This is a genomic window from Blautia sp. St.27G3 (assembly GCF_059728505.1).
Window position 1 is genome coordinate 1463920 of record NZ_BAAGFO010000001.1, and the last position, 25119, is coordinate 1489038.

Here is a 25119-nt window from a genome sequence, read left to right on the forward strand (position 1 = left end):
CTTGATTTATCGGCTTTTCCTGCGTCTTGCTTTAGCCTTTCGTCCGTGGCATATTGTAGTCTAAATTAGCATATCTTTGACCTCAAAAGTAGTAAATTGAGTGTGATATTGCTATTTTTACTACTCGGCATTTGCCACCCGTTTCAGTTCCTCTTTCGCATCATCATAACCGATTCAGAGATACGAAGTCCTGTTTTAAATAAAATGTAGATTCCGTCATAGTATCTGCAAAAATGATTGTCCTGTGACACAAAGGCAAGCTGAAACTCAAACGGATTCTTGCGTATCAAATCATCATCGACAGCCATTTGAAAAGCAGGTCTGACAACACCCCTCACAGAATGAATGGAACTGTAACCGCTTCCATCCTGCTACAATTTAATAAGCCAACATTTTGCATCCGACAACTTTATTTTGTCGACTCGCTTCTTTCCGAAATCCTCTTTCTTAAAAATGTTTACCACAATATTATAATTGGCTTCGGTATTGTGCCGTACCCGCTTTACTTTACTTAAGGATAATCCTTCGGGGAACTGCCATAAATGGCACATTCCCCATAGTTCCTGTATCTAATCAATCTTCCCAACAAAACGGTAATAAATCTCAATGTCCCATACCTTTTTGCCATTCTCATCTTTCCTCCACTGGTGGACCGCGATTTTTTCAATCAGCTCATTCAAAAGCGGGGCGGTAAGCTCGTCAATGGCGCTGTATTTTTGGATTAAGTCTACCCACCGTTTTGCGTCATCCGTTTCCGCTTTGGCATCCTCAAGCCTTGCGGATACGGTCTTAATTGTTTCATCAAGCTGTTGCTGCTCCGTGCGGTATTTGACGGAGAGCATGGAATAGTTTTCTTCGTCAAGAAGCCCTTTTACCCTGTCCTCGTACATCTTCGCAAAGAGGTTGTTTAATTCCTGCCTGCGTTTCTGCGCCTTTTTCAGTTCTTTTTCATCACGGGCATTCTCTGACTTCCGCTGTTTCTTGCTGCTCTGCAGCAGCCGTTCCAGAATGGCGTCCTCATTCTCCTTTACCGCCATCAGCCAGTATTGTAACCGTCCGAGAACAAAAGCATAGAGCAGATTGTATGTGATGAAATGCAGGGAACACGCTTCTTTCCCATGTGCGGAATACTGCGTGCAGCGGTAATACCTCGACTTGTTCTTTGTGTTTGCCGCCGATAAGCTCCACCCGCACTCGCCGCATTTGAGTAGCCCTGCGAATATCTGTGGCTCATCGTCCTTTCGGCTGCGTTTGCGGGAATTAATATGCCCCTGCACTAAATCCCATGTTTCACGGTCAACCAATGGCTCGTGGGTGTTCTCAATCCGCATCCAGTCCTCTTTCGGTCGCTTGACGTTCTTCTTTGACTTGTAGGAAAGTTTCTGTATCTGGTAATGCACGGTATTGCCCAGATAGATTTCATTCTGAAGGATTTTGCTTACGGTAACGATGTTCCAGAGGTATTTCTTGCCCTCTGGCTGTCCCTCAAAAATGTTCGCTTTGTAGCCGTTTTTCTGCGATGCCCACCATGCGGGTATCGGGATTTTCTCGGCGGCAAGGGTGCGGCAGATTTTGTTCGCCCCGTATCCGTGCGCCGCAAGTGCGAAAATCTTCTCCACAATCCACTTCGTTTCCTCGTCAACGACAAGCCTGTTTTTCTCGGCAGGGTTGATTTTATAGCCGATTGGCACGACAGGGGCGATGTATTCCCCGTTCTTGAATTTCGCTTTCATCGCATTTTTCACCTTGCGGCTTGTTTCCTTTGCCTGCCATTCGTTGACGATGTTCTTGAATGGGGCGATGTCGTTGTCCTCCCTTATCGTGTCAACGCCGTCATGGATTGCGATGTACCTTACGCCCTTGCTCGGAAAATAAAGCTCCGTGTACTGCCCTGTGAGGATATAGTTCCTGCCAAGCCTTGACAAATCCTTTGTGACAACGCAGTTGATTTTCCCGTCCTCTATGTCCTCAATCATGCGTTTAAAACTTGGTCTTTCAAAATTCGTACCAGAAAATCCGTCGTCCACGTACTCGTCTACGACTAAAAATCCCTGCTCATTTGCATAATCCCTTAGTATCTGTTTCTGCGTGGAAATGCTTGCGCTTTCCCCTTCCAGCTCGTCATCACGGCTTAAACGCATATATAACGCTGTATTGTATTGCTGCTGTTTCACTTGTTTTAACCTCCTGTCCTTTGGAAACAGCCTGCCACAATACACTGCTTGCATGAATCTATTATAGCATGGAGCAGGCTGTTTTTCCATCACTGCAACAATATTTTTCTTATGGTTTTTTCATCTCGTACCGCATGACATTCTCCGCAAGGGTTTCCACGGTCTGTTTCTTCCCGCTGAAATGCTCTGTAAGATGGACAATGTTTTTGCCGCAGACAAAAGAAGTCTGACCGTCTTTTTCTATAAAATATCCCGTTGGGATTCCTTTCTCTTTTGGCTGGATTCCCGACGATATCATCTTATCAAACAACTGTTTTACCGTAATAATTCCTCCCTCCTGCGGTCTGCCCTGCCTGCTCTGACGTTTGTATTTGCCCGCTGGTTTTCAATCGTGTCGTGGATTTGGTCTAAGCAGTTGTCAATGTGTGCGGAGCGTTTCTCAATCTCATCTGCATATTTCAGCCGCTTTCTAAGCTTCGTTATCTGCTCTGTCACGCCCTGTTTTTCGGCTCGGAGTGTTTCTTTTTCGGCTGGTAAAGCACGGCGTACCTTGTTCCGCAAGTGCTGGCGGTAGTCGATAAGTTTATTCATTTCACTCTGGTTTTGCTCCCTGTCGGCGTGTAAGTCGGAGAGTGTAGAGATGTTATGCTTTGACATATACCTTACCTGTGCGGTAATCTCGTCCAGTTTCCGAAGCTCCTCTTTCATCAGCGGGCTTGTCGGCTTGTAGTCCGTGCCTTTGGGGAATATCCCCAACTGATAGCACCAGTAGTAATATAACGCTAAGATTCCCGTGGTTTTCTGATGCGGTTTCCATGCGTTTTTGTACTGCTCTGGCATATGGGGAGAGTAGGAAATCCTTGCTTTGTAGTTTCCATATCGGGAAGCCCCACCTAAACATGACCGTATGAAATCGGGCGTCAGCTGCTCGTCAAGCGTGTCTAACCTTGTGAAATGTTTATACTGCGGCAGTTTCATCTTCCAATGGCTGCCCGAAAAATCAACCTCATATCCCTTGTCGGTAAGGTATTTCATCATGTGCTGTAAATCCCTGCTCCCGTTGATTGCCTCCCTTAAATCCTCCCGATAGACGTTGTATCTTGTCGGCTTTCCGTTCTTTTCATCCAGATAAAGCGGTCTTGCAGGGGCTTTCTTGGGATTTTCAATCACCGATAATCCGTACTCTCGGCATAAGCGGTCGGACACTTCCCGCAACTTTTTCTGCTCCGATTTTGAGTAATTGTATTTGCTCCCATCCAGATAGGAAACGGAGTTGAAACAGAAATGGTTATGGAGATGTCCTTTGTCAAGATGTGTGGCAACGATTATCTGGTACTTGCCGCCCCACATTTCCCTTGCCAGTTTCAATCCGATTTCATGGCACTGTTCGGGCGTTACCTCGTCTGGCTTGAAGCTCTGGTAGCCGTGCCATGCGATATACCCACCTGTCTTTTGGTACTGTTCCTTCGTCAAAATCATCTGCTGTAAGGCGGTTTCTTTCAGACAGTTGACAGCGGAAACATACTCGCCCTCATTTGTTTTTAACGGATTCTTCACATAGGAGAACACGTCAAAGAAGTCCTGCATTTCCCGATTCGGCACGGTCTTTTCTGGGTTTTCTATATAGTCAATCACGTCTTTTATGCTCCCTTTGACATGCCACAGGCTCGTTACCGCCATATCAGACCGCCCCCTGTCCCGTCAATTCTTCTACGCTAAACTGTTGTGGGAGAGTGGATTTCTGTTGCAGTTCTAAGATAAAATCCTCAATCTCCTTACAGATTTCAGCGGCGGTTGGATAGTAGGGAACACACTTTTTAAAGGCAGAATGTACCTCATAAAGTGTGTTCAGCAACGCCCAAAATTCTTTCTCTGGCTTCGGCTGCGGGGCGTTTCCCTTGCATAACTGGCGCATAAATTCGGCTGCAGACAAACCGCAAGCGACGGCGCACTGCTTTAATTTTTCATGTTCTTCCTTGTTCAATCGGACAGTAATCGGGACATTCCGCACGTCCTTTTCTGATTTTTCTCTGCTCATTTTCCTTAATCCTCCAGTCTTAAATTCCTTTCTTCGGGGTATTCAGGGGCTGTCCCCTGAGTTAGTCCATGCCCGCAAGCGGCATGGATTAGGATTGTGGCTGACACAATCCGATGCTCGCTATCTCTGTGGACAATGCCGCAGAGCATTTTTCCTGTGCAGCCGCCATTCTTCCATACCTGTCTTACCCTCCGAAAAGAAAATCCTATGTCCCTGCACCTCCGTTCTGGATTTGATTTCTCTTGACTTTTGGATAAATGAAAAAGCCGCTACACCGCACCACGAACGACAGGAGTTTTTTCTCCTGCTCGGATTCGCAATGCTATGTAACGGCTTTGAAATTCAAAACCATGCTGCCATACACCAGCCGAAAAGGGCAGCATAAATTCGGCGGCGGTCAGCCTTGTCCATTGGCTGACATTCCATTCTTCCATCTATGTGCTATTTAATTTTCAATCTTCAAGATTATTTCCTGCGTTTCTTAAATTTCTCCTTTGCATACTCATAGGCTTCTTGGATATATGGTTTCAGTTCCTCAAAGGTCTGTTCAGAGGGGTTCAATGCACATATCCATGCCATCCATGCGTAGACGGGATGGGGGAGTATCTCATCCAATACGGTAAAGTCGTAATCCATATCTACAACGCCGCCTGCTGTCGGGCGTTTTGGGACTGCCCCAAACAATTCCGCAAAAGTGCTTTTCCGTATTCCCAGATTCACACGGTAGACATTCTCTCTGTTTAAACCAGAACCTTTGTCATTATCACCGTCTTTTTCCTTAACCGTCAATATATAAACGCCACGCTTCAGCACATGGTCTGGGTTATAGAAAATCCCTTTCTCGCCCCAACTCTTAACTAAGACTGTCCCCTCAAGATTTTGAAGGCAGTAATTCAATATTTTATCTGGTATCATTCTGACAGCTCCATTTCTGACTTACTTCTAATTCTCTTATGAGTATTTTAGAGTATCATAATGGCTATATTTGTGTCAAGATTTTGGGCAAACTCTTTAGTATTCCCTGTGGACAGGAATTTTATTCATTTAATTTTAAATTGGATGGGAGAATTTTATCTCCCATCCAATAGCCCACTGAAAAACCATCTATATTAGATGCTTATAAAATCTTCCGTAACTTTTTCCGCAGATGGTCTAACCTTGCATAGATAGCACCCGTTGTCAATCCCACAAGCGGGGCAATTTCCTTTGTGGAATAGCCCTGCATTTTCAGCAGGATAATTTGCAGGGTACGCCTGTCCACAGTAAGCAATGCCCGATACAGAGTTTCGTCCTCAATCTCATCCAGTAAATCAGCAACAGTCTTTGGCTCGGTATTCTGTTCCCTGTCTGCCATCCCCTCAAGGTATTCACCGAAGTCACTTGTCCAATGATAAAACCGCCTGTTGGAATTGAAGTCTGCCCTGTCGTCTATGCGGATTTGCTCAATGGTGGTTTCATCAACTCCATGCTCCCGCAATATTTTTTCCTCGGCTTCTTTCCAGATAAGCCATTTCCTGTTCTCACGTCCGTTGTTGTATGCCATTCTTTTTTCCTCCAATCTGAAATTTTTGAAATGTAATAATCCAGATTGGAAAGGCGGCGAACGACAGCCAACAGCAGAAACAGCCTTGCGGCATATTCCGATAAAAAACGACAAAAGAAAAACCGCAAAGGCACTGTGACCTCTACGGTTATAGGAGATACATATTCTGTTAAATGGAGATTCTACTTCTGGTTTCATGGTGAGAAGTAGCGTTGCATGGGCAGGGATTTTTTTAACTGGCTTCCTGCCATTCCCCGATATGCTATGTATAAGTCAATTCTGCGTTGCATGAGCAGATGAATAACTGCCCGAAAAAAGGACATAAAAAAATCTCTCCAAACTTAAAACAGGTCTGGAGAGTCTCTGTTAAGTCTTTTCGGGCATAGCAATACCGCCCACCAAAACACCGTTTTTTTATTATGGTGGGCGTTTGCTTTACAAACTTATATCCTACTAAAAAAGAGCCAACAAACTGCGAGATAACGTACTCACTTGTTCATCGGCTCTGCGTCTTATGCGTCTGGCTCTGTGATGACGGCTACTTGTAAGTCCTTGACTTCTATCAATGTTTCCTGTTTGCATTTGGGGCAATAGAGCCGAAAATTCTTTAACTCTGTATCTTCCCCGTATTTGTACCCTTGTTTTATTGCCACAAACAGGACAGCGTATCCATTCAGTTGTTTTCATTAGCATACGCCATATCCTTGTTGCAATTATTCTAACACAACACCTTTGCTTAGCTTACTTTTTGAATATATCAATCTAAGCCACACATCAGCGGCAAAAAACAACTGTCGTAACGACGGTGTTATTGTCTATGTAGTCGGCTGCGTCGAACAGGTTGGTATAATCCTCTGTGGTGCAGTCCTTAATATAAATCTGGCACTTCAATTTGCTGCCCTCGGTCGTGATATAAATATCCTTTGCATGGCTTTTTCAATTTTCAATCATTTACGCTCTTGTGAAAACTGTGGTGACAGTGATGATGTCATCGTCGATCTGCGCAAAAATCTCGCCGTTCATCTTGCGCATGAGCTGTCTGCAAATGTAAAGCCCCAGCCCGCTGCCACCAATGTTTTCCGCATTTACTCCGCGCCAAAAGCTCTCGAAAATATGCGGCAAATCGTCCTTCACAAGCGTACAACCACCGTTCATAATCGCAATTTGGACGCATTCGTCGTCCTCAGGGAAAATCAATTCCACACGTCTGCCGTCGCCGTATTTCAGGGCATTTTCCATAATGTTTTGCAGCACTTCAACGCTCCTGCTCAAATCCCCCGAAAGCAGACAGTTTTTATATTTTCCGATAATAAGCTCTGTTTTGATAAGCGCCAGTTTTTCCCTATAATATCCCGTAATTTTTTCAACAAGCTCCGAAAGATAAAACTCTCCTATATTCACTTCAAAGCTAAGGAAATCTTCTCTTGAAGCTGTTATGATCTGCGAAACATAGCCTTCAATCTCGTCCGCTTTTTCGGTGATGTTATCAGCAATTTTTTGCTGTTTTTCCGTGTCTGAATACAAATTTCTCGACAGTGCAGCCGAGTAAAGTTTTATTGCGGAAAGCGGTGTTTTAATATCATGCGAGAGTGATAACAGCAATGTTTTCTTTTCTTTCTGCATTTCCAGTTCGCGCTGCTTTTGCTGTTCGATGTTTTCGCGGAGAATATCAATTCCCCAAAGGAAATTTCCGAAAAAACGGTTTTTCGTTTCCTTTATCGGCGTGGTGAGATTCCCCTTTGAAAGTTCGTAGGGGATACTGCTCAAGCGTTCAAAGGGCGCAAGAATTGCGAATTTTATGTAAAGCATAACTGCGATAAATAAAATCGCCATAGCGCCGAGAACGGCATTTACAATTCCCACAAGATGTGCCTTGTTGGAATAACCATTTGTACTGTAATCGAAGCGATAAAGTTCTCCGCTTATTTCATAGATAACATAGTCACTGTCCGTGCTATAAAATTTTTCTCTGTATCGTTCAATATTTGTTACATACACACATTCGGACATGTCGGCAGAACCATTCGTTTCTATTTCACGAACAAGACGGCTTATCTCCACTCGATATGGCCTGCTCCCATCGGTTTTGTCGGCGGCAAGAATCATATTCACCACAGCAAACAATAGGATTATGGCAACCGTAACTGCCGAGAAAATTCTGTTAAACGCCTTCATATTTATACCCCACCCCCCATACAGTCACTATTTTTTTAGGATTTTGGGGGATATCCTCTATTTTCTGCCGCAGCCATTTTATGTGTACCGTCAATGTCTGCTGTTCCGAAAAGCTGTCGTTGCCCCAGACCTGTCCGAAAATATATTCCTTGCTCAAAGCCCTGCCCTTATTCTCCATCAAAAGCAGAAGGAGCTCAAATTCCTTCGTGGTCATTTCGAGTTCTTTTTCATTTTTGCAAACAGTACGGCTCGCCTTATTTATGCGTATATTGCCGTCGGTAATTTCGTCAAGAGCGTACCGCCGCTTAAAAATCCCGCTTATTTTTGCGAGCATGATATCAATATCATATGGCTTTTCAATGTAGTCGTCTGCGCCGAGATTCAGTCCGTTCAGCTTGTCCTCCTTCTCCGTTTTTGCACTTACAATCAGTACGGGGGTATTGCTTTTCGTCCGGATTTTTTCCAAAACATAAAATCCGTCCTTATCGGGCAGCATGATATCAAGCACGACAAGCCTTGCGCCGTATCTTTCGTACAGCAGCAAGGCTTTTTCGGCTGTTTGAACCGCCGATACCGTATAATTTTCCGCGCGGAGAAAATCACACAGTAGATCAGCAAGCTCCTTGTTGTCCTCCACAATGAGAATGTCCATATTACCACCCTAACTCCAGAAGCCAGTTATTCAATGCGCGCTCTCGTTCTCTCATCTGCGTGGAGCAGTCGCTTAAATCAAACTCTCCCTTTATGTTCCCGTCAACAATGTACATGACCCTTTTGCATTTTGCCGCGACCTTAACATCGTGAGTAACGAGCATGATCGTTGAGCCGCCGGAATTTAATTTTACAAGTTCCTCCATTACCTCGTCGGAGGAAGCGCGGTTCAAAGCCCCTGTCGGCTCGTCGGCAAAAATCATTTTCGGGCCGTTTATCATACTGCGGCAGATGCACGCTCGCTGAAGCTGTCCGCCTGAAACCTCGTTGATGTCGTTGCCGGCAATGTCGATAATGCCGAGCCTGCGCATTAAGTCCTGACCGCGCCGCGCCGTTTCCCTGCGGGGTTCGCGCAGCTTTTTGGACTGCGTTGCGGGAAGTATGATATTATCCAATATCGTGAGGTTTTTCAACATATACATCCGCTGAAAAATGAACCCCATTTCGTCAAGGCGCAGGTCTGCAAGTTCTCTTTCGCCCATTTGGGCGATGTTCTTCCCACAGAAGCTCACCTCCCCTGCGGTAAGATGATCCATGCCCGAAACTGCGTACAGCAGCGTGGATTTTCCGGAACCCGACGGCCCCATAACAGCGACCATCTCTCCCTCGTCAATCGCAAAATTGATGTTTTTCAGTACATTGTTCTGCCGTTTGTTTACGATATACGTTTTGCAGAGGTCTTTTACTTCGAGAATATTCATATCAGATTTCCTTTCTTATTCTATATTAGCCGTGTCCAAGGCCGTTATCGTATTGGTATACAGCGAGGTGAGGAATGCGCTTGCCGCCGTAGCGGCGAGAATAACAAGCGGGAAAGCAAGGAACATTTCAAACGGATTTATCAAATAATCAAGAGCACGCGCCGAGCCCATCATCCTGAAAATCGGATCAATGAAAAGATGCGTAAGCGGCAGGGCGAAAGGTTCCGCTGCGATTACCGTCATACATCCGACGAAAACAAATCGCAGGGTATGGTAAGCATAGATTTTTCCGTTTCGTGTGCCGATTGCTTTCATAAGCGCAATTTCGCCCTGCTCCTTAACGATAAAGGAGCGCTCCATAAGCACGGTGATCAGCACCGCTAAAATGAACGTGAGAACAACGACCATTTGTTTTACTGTATCAATAGTATCCACAACTTTGAGCAGATACGATATACTTTCGGCGCGATTGCTGACATCATCAAGTTCGGGATAAAGCTTCTGAATTTTTTCCATACGGCGGGCTGTTTCCTTTTGATCGGGAGCGTCGGTGAATTTGATCTGTGTGAAATATGCGCTCTGCGCTTGTATGTAATTGATCTCCTCGTCCTCGTGAAGCCGCACGCCCTCGCCCATATTGGACATAGACTGAAAAATTGCTGTTATTATCAATTCCTTGTCGCCGTCGATGGTTTTTATGGTAATCGTATCGCCGATATCCACTTTCAGCCTATCCGCAGAAAGACTGGTCAGCGCGGCCTCACCGACAGACTGCGGCGGCGTGCCCTCGATGTACTCGTACATATCCGCGGTCGTTCCTGTGCCCTGATATATTGTAACGCTGCTCTCGTTTTCACCGTGTGACACGGGCAGCTTGAACATTATTTCCTGCATACAGCGCGCGGGCATACCGTTTCGGGCGAGATTTTCCTCCATATCTGAAAGGTATTCCTTCAGCTTTTCGTGCCCGTTTTCTGTCATAAGCTCCATTACCTCGCCCTTTGCGGATATGTCGAAGTCCGCAATGCCGAAAACGTTGAAGAGCGTACCACTTTTCGCCGTGGAAACCGTTGTCGAAAGTATAAGCAGAAGCGACAGGCAGAGGAAGAAAGCGAAGGTTATGATACCGAAACGTTTCGGGCTGCTTACGATATCGTTCAGCGCGAGAAACGGCGCTGCGGGAAGCTTTGATTTCCCGAGGCTTATCATGCTCTTTTTGCGGAAGCGCTCGCCCGTCTGACCGTTTCGCACAGCGTCAATGGGCGACATTTTCCCAACCTTTCCCGTACAGCCGTAGCAGAACAGCATGATAACGCCAACCATGCACACCGCGCAAATGACATTGGAAAAAGCCGCGTTTTGATTGTTTATAATAATGGAGCTAGGGACAACACTTACCAGCAGTTCACCGAAAGGAAAGCTGAGCGCGAGGCCGGCCGCCGCGCCGATAACGGAAAGCGCCACGTATTTCACAAGGTACAGGCCCCGGATCTTCAGGTTGCGGAGACCGATCGCTTTCATAACGCCGATCTCGCGGAACTCCTCGGAAAGCGTGAACGCAATGGTAAACCGCAGGATCACCAACGCAACGGCTACAAGAACAAGGCTCACCACAAGGAGGAGACCGACCACCATCATATCAAAAACATAAGACAATTTGAGAGTTGCCTTGTCTGCTGAAAAAAAGGCGTTGTCGATCACCGGCTTGATTTCGGAGATCATTTTTTCCATATCCGAGGCGCGTATATAAATCAGCTCGCCGCCGTAAAATTGCTCGACATTTTCTGCGGAGATGAAATTTTCAATGTCACCGGCGCTTATGAAATAACGCTGTATGGATAGTCCGGTCGATCCAAGAACCGCGTCCTTGACACCGCCCGCGAACGTAAACACACAGCTTACGCCGCCGAGCTTTACAGTCATTTTATCTCCAATCGCAAGCCCGATGTCCTCCGCCGCGCCTGCCGTCATATAAAACTCGCCGCTCTTTACCGATTGAAGAATACCGCCGTCGTCAAGAATATAATTCATGGATATATCCTCATCACTCTGAAGAAGAATCGGGTTTATGCTTGAGGCGGTTTTGCTTTCATCCTCAAAGGTGATATTATCGGACGTCATACACAGTATTTTTTCCTTGCTGAAGCTTTCCACCGAAGCGGCAGAATTTAAAATCCCGTCGCGATCGGCCGCACAGGATTTGTTCATTGTCATCGCAAGGTAATCGGGCGCGTCCGCCATTTCAAGATAATCGTCAAGCGCCGTTGTAACGCTTATGATGTTATTCACACCAGATGATACGAACATTGATGCAAGTATGATAAATACAAGCAAAATCACGTTCATCGCCTTTTTGCGCTTAAGGTCTTTTTTCAGTATTTGTAAGTACATTTCCTCTGCTCCTTTCGCTTTGTGGTGCTATTGTAGCATAGAAGTTATTAAATAATCCTTAAATCGGTTTGCGGCAATCAAATCAAATTATAGCGTGATAATAATCATGCTGGAATTTTTGATTTTTTCATTCATTTTTATGCACGAATATCCCCGGCTATGGAACAGACTTTCTAGAATTGTTACTTTGAGCGGTCCCAGCCCGTGAATAGTAACATAAAGTTGGTTACTATATATACATTCCTAAATAAATCTTTATATTTTCTACGGTTCTCTCCTTAGGTCCGCGTTTTATACTTAAACCATCAAATAACAGCACAGCATGCTGAATTTATGATATGAGGAGGATTTTATATGTGGAAATTTTTAAGAGAATACATCAAAACTCCAAACACTATTGGAGCTATCGCTCCCAGCAGCAGACATCTGGCAGCTGCCATGACTGCTTGGATCGATTTTGATAAAGCAAAGTGTATTGTAGAATATGGAGCCGGAACCGGCATATTTACCCGGGAAGTGTGTGCAAAAAAAAGACCTGGCACGGTTTATATTGTGATTGAACAAAATGACCGTTTTTACAGCATGCTCCAGAAACAATTTCATGGAGTACCGGGTGTAGTACTGATCCATGGAGATGCCGGAAACGTCTGCAACTTTTTAAAAAAGCAGGGCTTCTCGCATGCGGATCATATTATTTCCGGCCTACCCTTTACCTCCCTGCCGGAGCCTGTGTCCCGCAGGATATTGTCCCAGACTCAAAAAGCTGTCGGAGCAAAAGGCGTATTTACTACCTTCCAGTATACTCTGCTCCGCAGGCAGTTTCTGGAGGAATACTTCAATATCCGGAATATTGTACGCATCTGGCGCAATCTGCCTCCGGCATATGTACTGAATATGAAATTAAAATGCAGTGAAGCGGATATAAACGTTACTATGAACGGCCCCCAGGCCGCGAATAGTAACAATATAAACTGCTGCTGGGAAGGTTTATGATGTGTTTCATTTATTTTCTTCTATGCGTACTTCTCCCCATATGTATTCCGGTACCAGAGGCCGCAGTGGTACTGTGGGGAACGGATCATCTTGGCAGTCTGCAAGCTTTTTTACTTGGTGTCACAGGTTCCGTGCTGGGCCTTGCAGTCATGTATACCCTGTCTGCACTGGCGGCCTGCCGCATTTTTAAGGGCAAAAAAGAAAGACGGCAGGCCCTTTGGCTGCAGCGGCTGACAAAGCAGTACCGCTGTCAGGCTCTGGGTATACTATTGATCGTTCCCCTGGTGTCCGATGAGGTACTATGCGCAGGCTCTGCACTTTTAAAAATACCCTTGTTCCAGTTCCTGAAAATTGGTATAATTGCGAAAATCATATCTGTCGGAATGATTTCCTTTTCAGGTTCATTCGGTGTCTTATGCGGCCTGGAACACTGGCAGATCATTGCCGCTGAGCTTCTAATAATGTTTCTTGCTTCGGCAGGCCTGCAGTATTTTTGCAAAGAGGAGGATGCAAAAAGAAATCATGAAAGAATTTATATTGATCATTGATGATGATAAAGATATCTGTAAACTTTTGGGCATCTATCTGGGAAATGAGGGCTACCGCTACCTTGCCTGCGAAAATGCCAGGAAGGCTATGGATGTATTGGAACACTATCAAGTAGATCTGATCCTTCTGGATGTGATGATGCCAGGAATTGACGGTATCAGCGCCTGTCTCAAAATCAGGGAAACGAACAAAATGCCAATTATCTTCATGTCAGCGAAGTCGGAAGATATGGATATCATACAGGGACTCACAGCCGGCGGTGATGATTATGTGACCAAGCCTTTCAAGCCCATTGAGCTTCTTACCCGCATTAAGGCCCAGCTCCGCCGCTATAAGCAGTACAATGAGACAAAAATGCCGGCACATACGCTTCAGGCGGATGACCTGACGGTAGATACCAAAAGCCGCCAGGCGTGGGTAAGCGGGCGGGAAGTCCGGCTGACCCGCAAGGAGTACGATATTCTGGAATATATGCTGCGAAACCGGGGACAGGTACTGACGATGTCCAAGATTTATGAAGCAGTGTGGCACGAAGAGTTTTTTCACTCAGAAAATGCAGTGATGATGCATATTGCAAATCTGCGCAGCAAATTGAACTGGGACGGTGTGCATCCAGATTTTATCAGAACATGCTGGGGAAGAGGGTATCAGATATGACAGACTGGAGAATGATTCCTGACTATATCCTGATCAACAGCATTGTCATTGCCGGGACAATCCTGGTACTTTTTCTGGTTTACAGGAGATTGTCAGTATCTTTCCGAAAACGCCTTACGGCATATTTTCTGAGAGCTGCCTGTCATTCCCTTGTCATCAGCCTGATTGTACTGGCTGTGGAATATCTGCTGTTTTATTATGGGCTGAGAGAATTTTTCTATCATCTGGGCTCACAGCATGGCGCTGCCGCCGAATACCTTCATACTGTACTAATAGCAGCGCCCCCTCTGGTATGCTTTGTGCTGTCTTTTTCTGTCAGGATCAACCGCAAAGTAAAGTACGTGGAGTATCTTTCCCAGGAAATACAGCTAATCCGTGAAGAAGGCTTTGGAAGAACTATGGAACTGCAGGGCAGTGATGAAATTACAGATCTATGCGCCAGCATCAATGAGATGTCAGTCCAGCTCAGTGAAAAACAGGAACTGGAAAAGAAACAGCTGCAGAGCAAAAATGAGCTGATCACCAATGTCTCCCACGACCTGCGCAGTCCCCTCACTTCCATTATCGGTTATGTGGATCTGCTAAAGCAGACAGGACCACAAGACCAGCAGCGGTTTGCTGAATATATTGAGGTGGTGGAACGCCGCCTGACGGGGCTGAACGTGCTGATCAATGAACTGTTTGAATATACAAAACTAAACTCTGCCGAAAAGATCCCTGATATGGAGCAGATGGATGTAATAGGACTATTGCGCCACGTCCTTTATGAACATAAAGTGCTGATGGAGGCAAACGGACTGACACTTTCCTGGCAGATAAAAACAGAATCCTATACAGCCAACATCAATACACACCAAATGGTCCGGGTATTCCAAAACCTGCTCGACAATGCCCGCAAATATGCCGACAAATCTGCTCCTATAACAGTAACGGCAGAAACAGAGCTCACCGGCCAGCTCCATATCTGCATTGCAAACCAGGCAGCAGATACCCACGGGCTGAACCCTGATCAAATGTTTGAACGCTTCTATCGCGGGGACCAGGCCAGGAGTGATACTCAAAGCTCCGGGCTTGGGCTGGCCATTGCAAAGCGTATTGTGCAACTCCATGGAGGCCGGATCAGTGCTTCACTGCTGGGAGAGAAGCTATCCATCCATTTATTTCTCAAATGAATCAAACGAAACAAGTCAGAAATGATCAGAGCAGAAAACCATCGGCAAAACTGATGGTTTTCTGCCCCAATCCATTACAGTTGCTAAAAACAGCCTGGTACACTGTCCGTTCAGTCTGCTGTTATATCAAATTCAACCTCTCCCATAAAACCAGGAGCAGCTGCGTACTTGTCAAAAATAACCACTGCAATTCCCGCGTCATTAATATAATAGTTCTGTTCTTCTGAAACAGGCTGAAACTCTTCCTATTCTGTCAATCCCTAAATCATTATTTTTTTGGCTTTGACTAATTATTTACCTCAGAAAAACAGGGCATATGATGATGGACATTCATAGTATCTTGTACTGAACAGCTATAATATGATACACTTAATAAAGCATTCTTTGTACTATAATTATAAATGCCATGTATGCCCTTGTCGTGTAATACATGTGCAGTGTTTTGAATTCCGCCGAGTGTGATACTGCGGACTTGGCCGCCTGAAACAGCCAGTACCTGAGTTTTTTGCGACCCCTGTGGCTGATCTTTGTTTCCGCTTTATCTTTCCCGGAACCGCATGCCACAAGGCCCATCCCGCTCAGCTTCTAAATCTTTCTCACATCATCGAACCTGTCAATATCACCCATTTCCGCCAATATCTCCGACAGGATTCTTTCTCCTATGCGGGCATTTCCAGTATATTTTCTGCGTATGGTATGTCCATGCATTTTTCATGAAGCATGTCTTCCACTTCCTTAAGCGATAACATATAATTAGTTTCGCAAATTCAATTTCATAAAAATAGACATGGACTATAGCCGTTTGGTAAAATTAAGTTACCACGCAAAATTTTACTAAGGAGGCTAAACCATGTCTGATAACATTATACAACTCAATGAAGATTTAATAAAGCACGATTTAAAGGATCTTGTCCGCAGCAGTGTCGAAGAAACTCTGAATGCTCTGCTTGATAAAGAGGTCGATGAACCCGTGAATGCCCAGAAATATGCGCGTTCTGCTGACCGTCAGGGTTATCGCTCTGGCCAAAACCCAAGCACTATCAGCAACCTCAATAAAAAGGCATATGAGTATATCGAAACCTGGCGTACGCACCCACTGGCCGGCAGTTATCCGTATGTCTATGTAGATGGCGTATACCTGAAACGTAGTTGGGGTGGTGAGATCCAAAACATTTCTATCCTCGTTGCTATTGCAGTCAGCAGGGATAGCTGCCGTGAGATCATCGGTGCAGCTGAGGGTATGAAAGAAGATAAGGCGAGCTGGTGCTCCTTCTTTGTATGGCTGAAAGAACGTGGCTTGACAGGAGTCCGCCTAATCATCGGAGATAAAAATCTCGGAATGTTCGAAACCATACCAGAAATATTTCCAGATGCCTGTTATCAACGCTGTACCATCCATTTTTACCGGAATATTTTCTCTGTTACTCCACGGAACAAGATGAAGGCAGTAGCCATGATGTTAAAGGCCATCCATGCTCAGGAAGGCAAGGAAGCAGCACGTGAGAAAGCACGACAGGTAGCTGGGAAACGGAAGGAAATGAAACTTGTATCTGCTTCCAAAAAGGTTCAGGATGGTATCGAGGAGACACTCACCTATATGGATTTTCCAACACAGCACTGGACCAGAATCCAGACCAATAATACCATTGAACGGTAAACTGAGAGATCAAACGCCGTACCAAAGCAATCGGCGCATTTCCTGATGGTCAAAGTGCCTTAATGCTCGTATGTGCCAGACTGCGTCATGTAGCAGGAACCCAATGGGGAGTCAGACGCTACATGAAGAAGGATCATCTTTCCAAACCGGAGGATGATCAGCTGTCTGATATCATAGCCGGTTAACTGCCAGCTACTAAACGGCAAGAATTAAATTTGCGAAAAACTATTGACACTATCATCAGTCATCATACTACTTTCTATCATACTTATAAAAATCATCCTTCCTTTGTTTAAATTTTTGCAATAAAAAACCAGCCCCTATTTCAGGACTGGCTGTGTGTTTGATATTTAAGTTTTTAATGGTCGTATGTATCAATATATTATTCTAAATTTGAAATAATTATATCAATATTTAATTCAGTTTTAGGGTTATCTTCATTATAAAAAGCATTTGACTCGTCAAAATACATATCCCAGATTTTATATTGACCATCATATTCAAAATATGTTTCAATTCCTACATCATCTGATAAAATAGTTATGTTTTTCAGTCGTGATATATTTGCTCCTATCGATCCAGAAAAATCAATTTTATACACATTTGTATTTTCTTCGGATGTTGAATAGAATTCTACCGAATGAAGTAAAAAATCATTTGGATTAGTTAAACTCTTTTTTAAAGATTGACACAATGTAATAGCCGTATTATATGGTTCTTCTTTCGCCATATCAATTTTTATTTGTTCTAAATCTTCTCTTGCATTCTTCAACTCTATATAATTTGAGACTTGATTTTTCTGTTTTTCTGTCATTTCAGAATAATCTTTCTCAAGCTTAGCAATTAGAGATTCATCATCTAATGTAACCTCTCCAATCGTATCAATCTGTTCTATCATTTGTTTCGCTAATGGATCTTTGCCACACCCTGTTAATAGCAAGCTACCAAGCAATAAAAACATTATTTTACTTCCACATTTTAGACGCTTAATTAAATTCATTTCCATCACATAAATTCAATCAACACAATTGATATCAATTGAATTTCTCCTCCCTATTAGAATTTATTTTTTACCTCAATCATTTGATTTTGTGCATAAATCTGTATTTGTAAATATATCACATCTATTAATAAATTGAAATAGCGAGTCTAAGATTTTGTCGGTGAAAAAAATCGGAATACATCTGGGCAGTTCGGCGGTTTGGGAAGTCACTCGCTGCCCCTCAAATAACCGCCCCGACACATCAACCACAATTTAGTTCCTCATACAACGTTCTATTTTGCATTTCAAGCGTTTAAAAAGGCTTTTAAGTAGTCCTATATCCTATACATTAATTAATTAAATGTCGGTTAAAACTGATTTTAGAGCGTATAGTGAACATTCAAGCAAGCGTATATCACTATTACGTTATAGGCATACGCCATACAACACCGTATTCCCCCATATAGCCATTTTTATATATTCACTGTACTTCTACCCTCACGTCAAAAACCGTCTCAAATTGCCTTATACGCTTTCATGTTCGTAAAGGCCTATAACCATCTGTTGTGATAAAATAAAGTTGTAACAGCAATGGCTAATAAGATATAATCAATCTACAAGGAAAAGAGGTACTTATTATGCCGCAAAATTACACCCCTGAATTTAAAAAGAAGATTATTCGCCTCCGTCTGGAGGAAGGAAGAACAATCAACAGTATCACCACAGAGTATAGAATCTCCAAAGAAAGTATCCGTCGATGGGGCAATGAATTCCAGAAAGAATACCAAGCCCAAAGCCTTCAAATTCCTTCGTCCGCTAATGAAGCGGAAATTAAGACAACCTGCGCCTACGCAGGGAACTGGCTGAAAAGGAGATCCTTTTCTTAAAAAAAGCAGCAGCATTCTTCGCAAAGGAAATCGATTAGAGGCTTATCGGTTTATAGAACAGCATAACAGAGAATTCGGCGTCCTCTGGATGTTTCGGCGGCTTGGCATCTGCCCGAATGCTTATTACAACTATCGGAAACACCGAAAGGCGGATTATTATGCCCAAAAAGACACAGCAAAAGTGATTATTATCAAGCCTCCTATGCAATATTAAACTAAAAAATACACCGTGACAGGGCAATCAATGAAACCGTTTCAAGTTTTGTGTAAACCAAAAAACTGACATAAGATTTATGAATAGTTGTAAGCGGGCAGAGCCGGTTTTCTGGTTCTGCCCTTGTCTGTATTATACAAGGAATTTTATCCCTGTCAATGCAGCTCGTTAAAGATCTCCTTTACAGATTCCTGCCAGATAAGCGTTCCTCAAAATAAATCTCCAGCTGGGAATGGATCTGGCCCCAGTCCTGGCGGTGGCCCGTCCATTTCTTTGTGATATCCATCATTGCCAGGTACAGCATTTTTTAAAGACTGTCGTCGGTTGGGAACACGGTTTTGGATTTTGTTACTTTCCGCAGCTGGCGGTTGAACCCTTCGATCGCATTCGTCGTGTAAATCAGCCGCCGGACCGCTTCCGGATACTTGAAATAAGTGGACAGGGTTGCCCAGTTGTCGTGCCAGGATTTGTAGATTTTCGGGTATTTGGCGTCCCATTTGTCCCTGAACAGTTCCAGCTCATTCAGGCCGGCCTCCTCTGTCGGGGCAGCGTATACGCGCTTTAAGTCTGACATCAGCTTTTTGATGTCCTTATAGGACACAAATTTCGTAGAGTTCCGGATCTGGTGGATGATGCACTGCTGGATCTCCGTCTGCGGGTATACAGCTTCTATGGCCTGGGGGAAGCCGGAAAGACCGTCCACGCAGGCGATTAGGATGTCCTCCACACCGCGGTTTTTCAAGCCATTCATGATGGATAGCCAGAATTTAGCGCTTTCATTTTCGCCAACATACATTCCCAGGACATCCTTTTTCCCGTTCATATCAATACCGAGGGCTATATAGACAGCACGTTTTACAATGCGCCCCTCGCTGCGGACATGGTAATGGATGGCATCCATAAATACGACCGCATAGACTTCTTCCAGCGGACGTTCCTGCATTCCCTAACGCTGGGAAGTATCTTGTCCGTGATCCGGTTGACCGTGCTGTCGGATAGATCCATGTCATAAGTTCTTTCATGTGGGATTCTATATCGCTGGTTGTCATGCCTTTTGCATACATGGAAAGAATCTTTTCCTCCATGTCCTGCGTCACGGTATTCTGATATTTTTTAATGAGCTGGGGCTCATACTCGCCGTTCCGATCGCGCGGGATAGTAACATCCATGTCGCCATAGCTGGTATGCATGTTTTTTTAGAATGCCCATTACGGCTGTTGCTGGTTTCCTTGTTCCGGTAATCGTACTTTGAGTAGCCAAGTTCCTCATTCAGCTCTTCATCCAGCACATCCTCCAAAATCACGGACATCATGTCGCGCATGACGGCATTCACATCCGTTCCGTTTTTAATGCTGATGTCATTCTCTTTGAGATAGCTGCGCATCATTTCCCTCATTGCTGCTTTTTGTGGGCTTTCGTTTTTTCTTGCCATAATAAAATCTCCAAACTGAGTAATCTTATTTTACATCAGTTTGGAGGTTTACACAAACTTTGGGATAGTCCCCAATCAATCTAATTTTTTAGAAGTAGTAAATCAGTAGTAAATTTGTTTTAGGAATCCCAGAAACACAAGAAATATCAACAATTAAGACGTGATAATTGGTGTACTGCCGTGACAGACGAAAAGCACTCGAATCATATAAAAACTCCTTTCATAAAGCAAAAATATGCTATATTTTTTCCTGTGAGGCATCATATTCTTCTACCACATTGATAAGTCCATTATACTTCTTACTGATAAATCCTTCTACGCAGCCTCTTTATATCGTGTATAAACATACTCATAAATCTGTTGGCGGTACACCGAAATACTTACTTCGTCATAACATTCCGGCAGCTGTGCCCAAAGAGTATCTCGTATCAGATTATCTACGGCCGCTTTTGTTTCCTGTTTATCTGTCCAATGATCCAATTCCGAAATCTTTGCTTTGATTTTCTGAAGCAATGTAGCAGCAACCTCTTTCAATTTCTTGATATCGTTCTTGCTCAAATCCGCTCGGAACAGCATATCGTAGAGTGAAAGTTCCTCATCACTGGCAAAACCTTCACGAACATAACGCTGTTCTTCCTGGTTCATACTGTTTGCCAGATCCATCAAATCCATGAAGGTCTTTTCGATAGTTGCCCTGTCCTGTTCACTGTTGTAATCGTCAATAATCTGCTGGTATCGTTCATAATAATTGATACGCTCCGGATTGGCGAACAGCATATGATCCAATTTCATCCGGATAAGTTCTTTCAAATCCATTAATACCAGATTCTTTTTCTTAACCTTTGCAAACTCTCTGCGAAGCAAATCAAAGTCAATAGCGCTGATATCAAAACGGCGTGGTTCTTCACGTATCATCATCGGCGCATGCTGAATTTCAACATACGAACTGATAATTGCATTGATCTGCACCATCAAATCTGTTGTGTTAACATGCTTACGCTTTTTCTGCAGTTCTGCATAAATAGCTGCTATTGCTTCATATTCCCTGCGAGTATAGCCAGTAATATCATCACGGTCAATATATTTCATAAGTCGCTTCAGCTCTGACGCATAGGTAGTAAAAGTTTTCTTATCTTCAATCGTTCCGCAAACCGCATTCGCGGCTTCCTGAAGATAAGACAACTTCATGAAATCATAGGCATCCATCAGCATCTGCAGATCAAAATCTTTTTCCAGCAAAAATGCTTTCGCTTTTTCGAGCGTTTCCATGATACGAGCTATCAGTTTCTCTTTGTCTACGGTAGGATCTGTCCCACCATTTCCGCCAACATTGGCTGTATAATCCGCCAATGCTTTTCTGAGCGCCTTTACAACACCTATATAGTCAATGATCAAACCGTTGCTCTTGCCTTCGCTGACACGATTTGCCCGAGCGATTGCCTGCATCAGTGTATGTGCCTTCAACGGCTTGTCCAGATATAAGCAGGACAAACACTTTACATCGAATCCGGTGAGCCACATGGCGCAGACGAAAACCACGCGAAGTGGATTTTGGGAGTCTTTAAATTCCTTATCCAGTTCACGCTTTTCCATCTTTGCTCTATGATATTTAATATCTAAATCCCACTTTTTAAAAGTTTGAATTTCATTCTGCTCCTGGCTGATCACTACAGCCATTTCTGTTTCCTGCATCCACTTCAACCTGCGTTCCAGTTCCTGTGCTTCCTGCTGAGTGGCTGATTTTATTTTCGCTTTCAGCTTCCCTGTTTCTTCTTTCCAGTATTCCTGCACATAATTGTACATACGGACACAGGTAACCTTATTCAAACAGACAAACATAGCCTTTCCGCTTGTCCACAAATCGGAATAATGATTTACAAAATCACGGGCAATCGATTTTAATCTCGGCTCTGCTGTCAGCAGATGTATCTCTTTCGCAAATTCCGCTTCCAGTTTATCCTGCTGGTCTACATCAAGATCCGCATTTTCAATGGCATCCAGAATCTGTTCTGTAATTTTCGGGTTATGTAAGTCTGCAATCTTTTCGCCACGATTTTCATAATACAGAGGAACCGTAGCACCATCTTCTACTGCTCTTTTGAAGTCATAAACAGATACATAGCCGCCAAATGTACGGGCGGTAATATTGTCACTGGACAGAAGCGGCGTTCCGGTAAATCCGATACGTGCTGCAGTAGGCAGTAATTTCATCATATGGTCTGCAAAGATGCCATACTGGCTGCGGTGAGCTTCATCAGACATAATGATAATATCGTGGTCTGGATAGATCGGTTCTGCACTTGGTTTGTTAAACTTCTGAATAAGCGTAAAGATAAAGCTTGGATTGCCTTTCAGTTTCTGCACAAGATCATCCCCGCTTGTGGCAATAAACTTTGCCGCTTTTGTCTTACCAAGCAAGCCACAGTTTTCAAACGTATCACTAATCTGAGAATTCAATTCTTCACGGTCAGTAAGAATCACAAACGTTGGAGAACCTTCAAATTTTCTGCGCACTTTCTGCGCAAGGAATACCATAGAATAACTCTTGCCTGAGCCTTGTGTATGCCAAAATACCCCCAGTTTCCCATCATTCCGTTTCCTTGCGGCATACGCTTTCATTGCTTCATTTACACCGAGATACTGGTGGTTACGGGCAAGAATTTTAGCTGTATGTCCGCCGGAATGGTCATATAGAATAAAGTTTTCAAACAAATCAAGGAAGTTCTCTTTCCTGCAAATGCCACGAAGCATTGTTTCAAGCGCTACACTCCCCTGTTCCTTTTCTGCAAGACGCTTCCACTCATGGAAAAACTCATATTTACTGCCAAGAGTACCAATCTTTGCCTCCATACCGTTAGACAACATAAGAAACGCATTATAATAGAACAGATGAGGGATGGTATCCTGATAATCCGTATAGTTATCATCATATGCGTTCTGTACATCAACCGTATTCTTTTTCAGTTCCACAAAAAGCAATGGAATGCCATTCACAAAACCCACAATATCTGTTCTGCGTCCATATAAAGCACCATGAATTTTCAATTCTTTCACAGCAAGGAAATAGTTGTTATCCGGATTTTGGAAGTCAATTACAGCCGCTTTCTTCGTTTCTGTCTGTCCGTTAGGCTTCTTTACCGTAACCGGAATGCCGTCACGAATAAGGAAATATTTTTCTTCATTCACCTGTAAAGGAGATGCTGTAGAAAGTCTGCTTTCCAATGCTTTCTGCGCTTCGGAAATCTGACTTTCATTTATCCACGGATTCAGCGTCTTCAGTGCTTTACGGAAATAACGAAGTAACAATATTTCTTTATAGCTTTCTCTGCCGAAAGTGCCGTCTTTCCCTAAAACTTCTGTATTGTAAGCGAACCAGACATCCCAGCCCAGTTCATCACGGAGCAGATTACCGGCACTTTCCTGAACGAGTATATTTTCGGAATAATCGTAGCTCATATCTCCATCCCCTTTTTTACCTCATCATGCTTATAGTCTCAACAAATTTTTTCAATTCCTCATAATTTTGAGAAATCACCTCATATGAATCTCCCTTGGTATACTGAATTACAGTATTTTTATTCTTTCCATGCATCCAATACCATGTAAAAATAATAGCACCATATAAACTACCTTTACCCGGCAAAACATAACTACGGGGCTCATCTTCAAAAGTATGTCTACTCTTAAAAGATATCTGCTCAAATTTTTCCTTGAAAAAAGTCGAAAACACCGGTTTGTTTTTTCCTTTAGATGATGTAAATACACTTTCCAAATTATCCATATCTACTGTTTTTTCAAGAAATTTTGCATCTTCATTATATATAAACAGCATAACTGCAAGTATCAATTCCATGCACATAAAAGAATGGTCTTTCTTATCTGTGTACAGTAGCTTGTGAGTTAACATCACCTTTTTGATAATCTGTTCCTGTGTTCGTATATCTATATCTTTAAAAATATTTTGCAAGCATTCCTCTAACGAATCATCAAATGGGAAAATTTCCTTATCAAACAAATCTATGTATGCAGCATATTTCTCGACTATTTTTTCTGAAGGCATTCCATAATCAAGTTTTATTTCAAAATTAAAAAATTTTTCAAGATACTTTTCTGGGCTTTCAAAACCAAAAATTTGCTTTACGCTGGACATTAATTGTTTTTTATCAACTGCAATAATCATTATTGTGTTGTTATTATTTTCTGTTAGATGATGGAGCCTTTCCAATATTTTTATAGCATATTCAGGTAAGCATCTATCAAGTTCATCCACAATAATTGCAACTGTATACTTTTCTGCCAACTCTTGCAAAATTGCAATTAATTCATCCATTACCTTATTGAAACCAAAATAAACATCATACTCATGTATTTTTTCATAAGCCTCTGCACCGTCTTTTTTACCTTTTAAAACAGTTTCATATGCTTTCTGAAAGTCCATTCCTGTTTTTTCTTTTACAACTGCATTCCCAAGGGAAAGTAACGAAACGCCCGCCGCTTTCAACATTCCAAGTATTTCTCGTTTTTCTTTACAATCCGGAAACAATTTTGTTTTTTCCTCAATTGTAGAAATCATTGTTGCCACAATTGCAACAAGTGGTTCTTCGTAATAATCATATTGCCAACTGTTATATCGAATAATAAAATATTTATCTGTAGAAGTCTCTTCGGATTGAATTTGCCCCAATTTTTCTTCAAACATATCCAATACAAAACTTTTGCCGCTTCCCCATGCGCCATTTAACGCAAAACAAGTAGACGCTTTATTATCAGAAATGTTTTCCATTACTCGTAAAAGATCATCCACAAATTTATCTCGATTTAGAATATCAATCTTATTCATTGC

The 25119-nt window shown here is 43.2% G+C and carries 19 protein-coding genes and 5 pseudogenes; 6 read left to right on the plus strand and 18 right to left on the minus strand.

The genetic code is table 11. The features are described 5' to 3' along the window. Positions 1-173: 173 nt before the first annotated feature. From AC6I2O_RS06795 to AC6I2O_RS06850, 12 genes and pseudogenes are all read right to left on the minus strand, one after another. Positions 174-515, minus strand: a pseudogene (locus AC6I2O_RS06795) (site-specific integrase); the annotation flags it as partial. A gap of 54 nt (positions 516-569) precedes the next feature. Continuing rightward, positions 570-2174 (minus strand): recombinase family protein, encoded by a 1605-nt coding sequence (locus AC6I2O_RS06800; RefSeq protein WP_497742177.1) that lies wholly within the window; start codon positions 2172-2174, stop codon positions 570-572. 109 nt (positions 2175-2283) lie between these two features. Further along, positions 2284-2484 carry a hypothetical protein gene (locus AC6I2O_RS06805; protein WP_497742178.1) on the minus strand — a complete coding sequence of 67 codons (201 nt, stop codon included), beginning with the start codon at positions 2482-2484 and terminating at the stop codon, positions 2284-2286. A gap of 5 nt (positions 2485-2489) precedes the next feature. Then, on the minus strand, positions 2490-3854 hold the full coding sequence (locus AC6I2O_RS06810; protein WP_497742179.1) for a relaxase/mobilization nuclease domain-containing protein: 1365 nt from the start codon (positions 3852-3854) through the stop codon (positions 2490-2492). Position 3855: 1 nt separating this feature from the next. Then, a complete protein-coding gene (locus AC6I2O_RS06815) occupies positions 3856-4212 on the minus strand; it encodes a plasmid mobilization protein (protein ID WP_497742180.1) in 357 nt (118 codons plus the stop codon). Between the two features lie 465 nt (positions 4213-4677). Then, entirely contained in the window at positions 4678-5127 is a 450-nt protein-coding gene (locus AC6I2O_RS06820) for a DUF6194 family protein (protein ID WP_497742181.1), read from the minus strand. Between the two features lie 202 nt (positions 5128-5329). Further along, positions 5330-5755: an RNA polymerase sigma factor gene (locus tag AC6I2O_RS06825; RefSeq protein WP_497742182.1), complete on the minus strand. Its 426-nt coding sequence runs from the start codon at positions 5753-5755 to the stop codon at positions 5330-5332. A gap of 512 nt (positions 5756-6267) precedes the next feature. Next, a pseudogene (locus AC6I2O_RS06830) lies at positions 6268-6442 on the minus strand (cysteine-rich KTR domain-containing protein). 264 nt (positions 6443-6706) lie between these two features. Next, positions 6707-7930 carry a sensor histidine kinase gene (locus AC6I2O_RS06835; protein WP_497742183.1) on the minus strand — a complete coding sequence of 408 codons (1224 nt, stop codon included), beginning with the start codon at positions 7928-7930 and terminating at the stop codon, positions 6707-6709. Beyond that, positions 7917-8582, minus strand: a complete 666-nt coding sequence (locus AC6I2O_RS06840) for a response regulator transcription factor (protein ID WP_497742184.1) — start codon at positions 8580-8582, stop codon at positions 7917-7919. Before AC6I2O_RS06840 ends, AC6I2O_RS06835 begins: the two co-directional genes overlap by 14 nt. 1 nt (position 8583) lies before the next feature. After that, entirely contained in the window at positions 8584-9342 is a 759-nt protein-coding gene (locus tag AC6I2O_RS06845; RefSeq protein ID WP_497742185.1) for an ABC transporter ATP-binding protein, read from the minus strand. 15 nt (positions 9343-9357) lie between these two features. Next, positions 9358-11733 (minus strand): ABC transporter permease, encoded by a 2376-nt coding sequence (locus AC6I2O_RS06850; RefSeq protein WP_497742186.1) that lies wholly within the window; start codon positions 11731-11733, stop codon positions 9358-9360. Positions 11734-12087: 354 nt separating this feature from the next. Here AC6I2O_RS06850 and AC6I2O_RS06855 point away from each other — a divergent pair, with 354 nt between their 5' ends. Genes AC6I2O_RS06855 through AC6I2O_RS06870 form a run of 4 tightly spaced genes read left to right on the plus strand, consistent with a single transcriptional unit; the run spans position 12088 to position 15104 of the window. After that, positions 12088-12726 (plus strand): class I SAM-dependent methyltransferase, encoded by a 639-nt coding sequence (locus tag AC6I2O_RS06855; protein WP_497742187.1) that lies wholly within the window; start codon positions 12088-12090, stop codon positions 12724-12726. Further along, the gene (locus tag AC6I2O_RS06860; protein ID WP_497742188.1) at positions 12723-13274 is read left to right on the plus strand and encodes a VTT domain-containing protein; all 552 of its coding nucleotides are present in this window, start codon (positions 12723-12725) and stop codon (positions 13272-13274) included. Before AC6I2O_RS06855 ends, AC6I2O_RS06860 begins: the two co-directional genes overlap by 4 nt. After that, positions 13249-13932, plus strand: coding sequence for a response regulator transcription factor (locus AC6I2O_RS06865; protein WP_120391163.1), 684 nt, complete (start codon positions 13249-13251; stop codon positions 13930-13932). Before AC6I2O_RS06860 ends, AC6I2O_RS06865 begins: the two co-directional genes overlap by 26 nt. Beyond that, positions 13929-15104, plus strand: coding sequence for a sensor histidine kinase (locus tag AC6I2O_RS06870; protein ID WP_497742189.1), 1176 nt, complete (start codon positions 13929-13931; stop codon positions 15102-15104). Before AC6I2O_RS06865 ends, AC6I2O_RS06870 begins: the two co-directional genes overlap by 4 nt. Positions 15105-15214: 110 nt before the next feature. Here AC6I2O_RS06870 and AC6I2O_RS06875 read toward each other — a convergent pair. Together AC6I2O_RS06875 and AC6I2O_RS06880 are read right to left on the minus strand one after the other, a co-directional pair. Beyond that, a pseudogene (locus AC6I2O_RS06875) lies at positions 15215-15328 on the minus strand (RsiV family protein); the annotation flags it as partial. A gap of 145 nt (positions 15329-15473) precedes the next feature. After that, complete coding sequence (locus AC6I2O_RS06880) at positions 15474-15677, minus strand: transposase (RefSeq protein WP_497742190.1); 204 nt, start codon at positions 15675-15677, stop codon at positions 15474-15476. A 277-nt stretch (positions 15678-15954) separates the two neighbouring features. Between AC6I2O_RS06880 and AC6I2O_RS06885 the strand changes: the two are divergent. Further along, positions 15955-16946: pseudogene (locus tag AC6I2O_RS06885) on the plus strand (IS256 family transposase). Between the two features lie 197 nt (positions 16947-17143). Here the strand turns inward: AC6I2O_RS06885 and AC6I2O_RS06890 are convergent. Continuing rightward, the gene (locus tag AC6I2O_RS06890) at positions 17144-17761 is read right to left on the minus strand and encodes a hypothetical protein (RefSeq protein WP_497742191.1); all 618 of its coding nucleotides are present in this window, start codon (positions 17759-17761) and stop codon (positions 17144-17146) included. 620 nt (positions 17762-18381) lie between these two features. Here AC6I2O_RS06890 and AC6I2O_RS06895 point away from each other — a divergent pair. After that, positions 18382-18630 carry a transposase gene (locus AC6I2O_RS06895; protein ID WP_497742192.1) on the plus strand — a complete coding sequence of 83 codons (249 nt, stop codon included), beginning with the start codon at positions 18382-18384 and terminating at the stop codon, positions 18628-18630. Positions 18631-19025: 395 nt separating this feature from the next. On the opposite strand, the pseudogene AC6I2O_RS06900 reads toward AC6I2O_RS06895, so the two are convergent. The 3 genes and pseudogenes from AC6I2O_RS06900 to AC6I2O_RS06910 all read right to left on the minus strand — a co-directional run bounded on the left by AC6I2O_RS06900 (position 19026) and on the right by AC6I2O_RS06910 (position 25116). Beyond that, positions 19026-20240, minus strand: a pseudogene (locus tag AC6I2O_RS06900) (IS256 family transposase). A 351-nt stretch (positions 20241-20591) separates the two neighbouring features. Next, a complete protein-coding gene (locus AC6I2O_RS06905) occupies positions 20592-23732 on the minus strand; it encodes a type I restriction endonuclease subunit R (protein WP_497742193.1) in 3141 nt (1046 codons plus the stop codon). Positions 23733-23748: 16 nt separating this feature from the next. Beyond that, positions 23749-25116 carry a KAP family P-loop NTPase fold protein gene (locus AC6I2O_RS06910; RefSeq protein WP_497742194.1) on the minus strand — a complete coding sequence of 456 codons (1368 nt, stop codon included), beginning with the start codon at positions 25114-25116 and terminating at the stop codon, positions 23749-23751. Between the last annotated feature and the right edge of the window lie 3 nt (positions 25117-25119).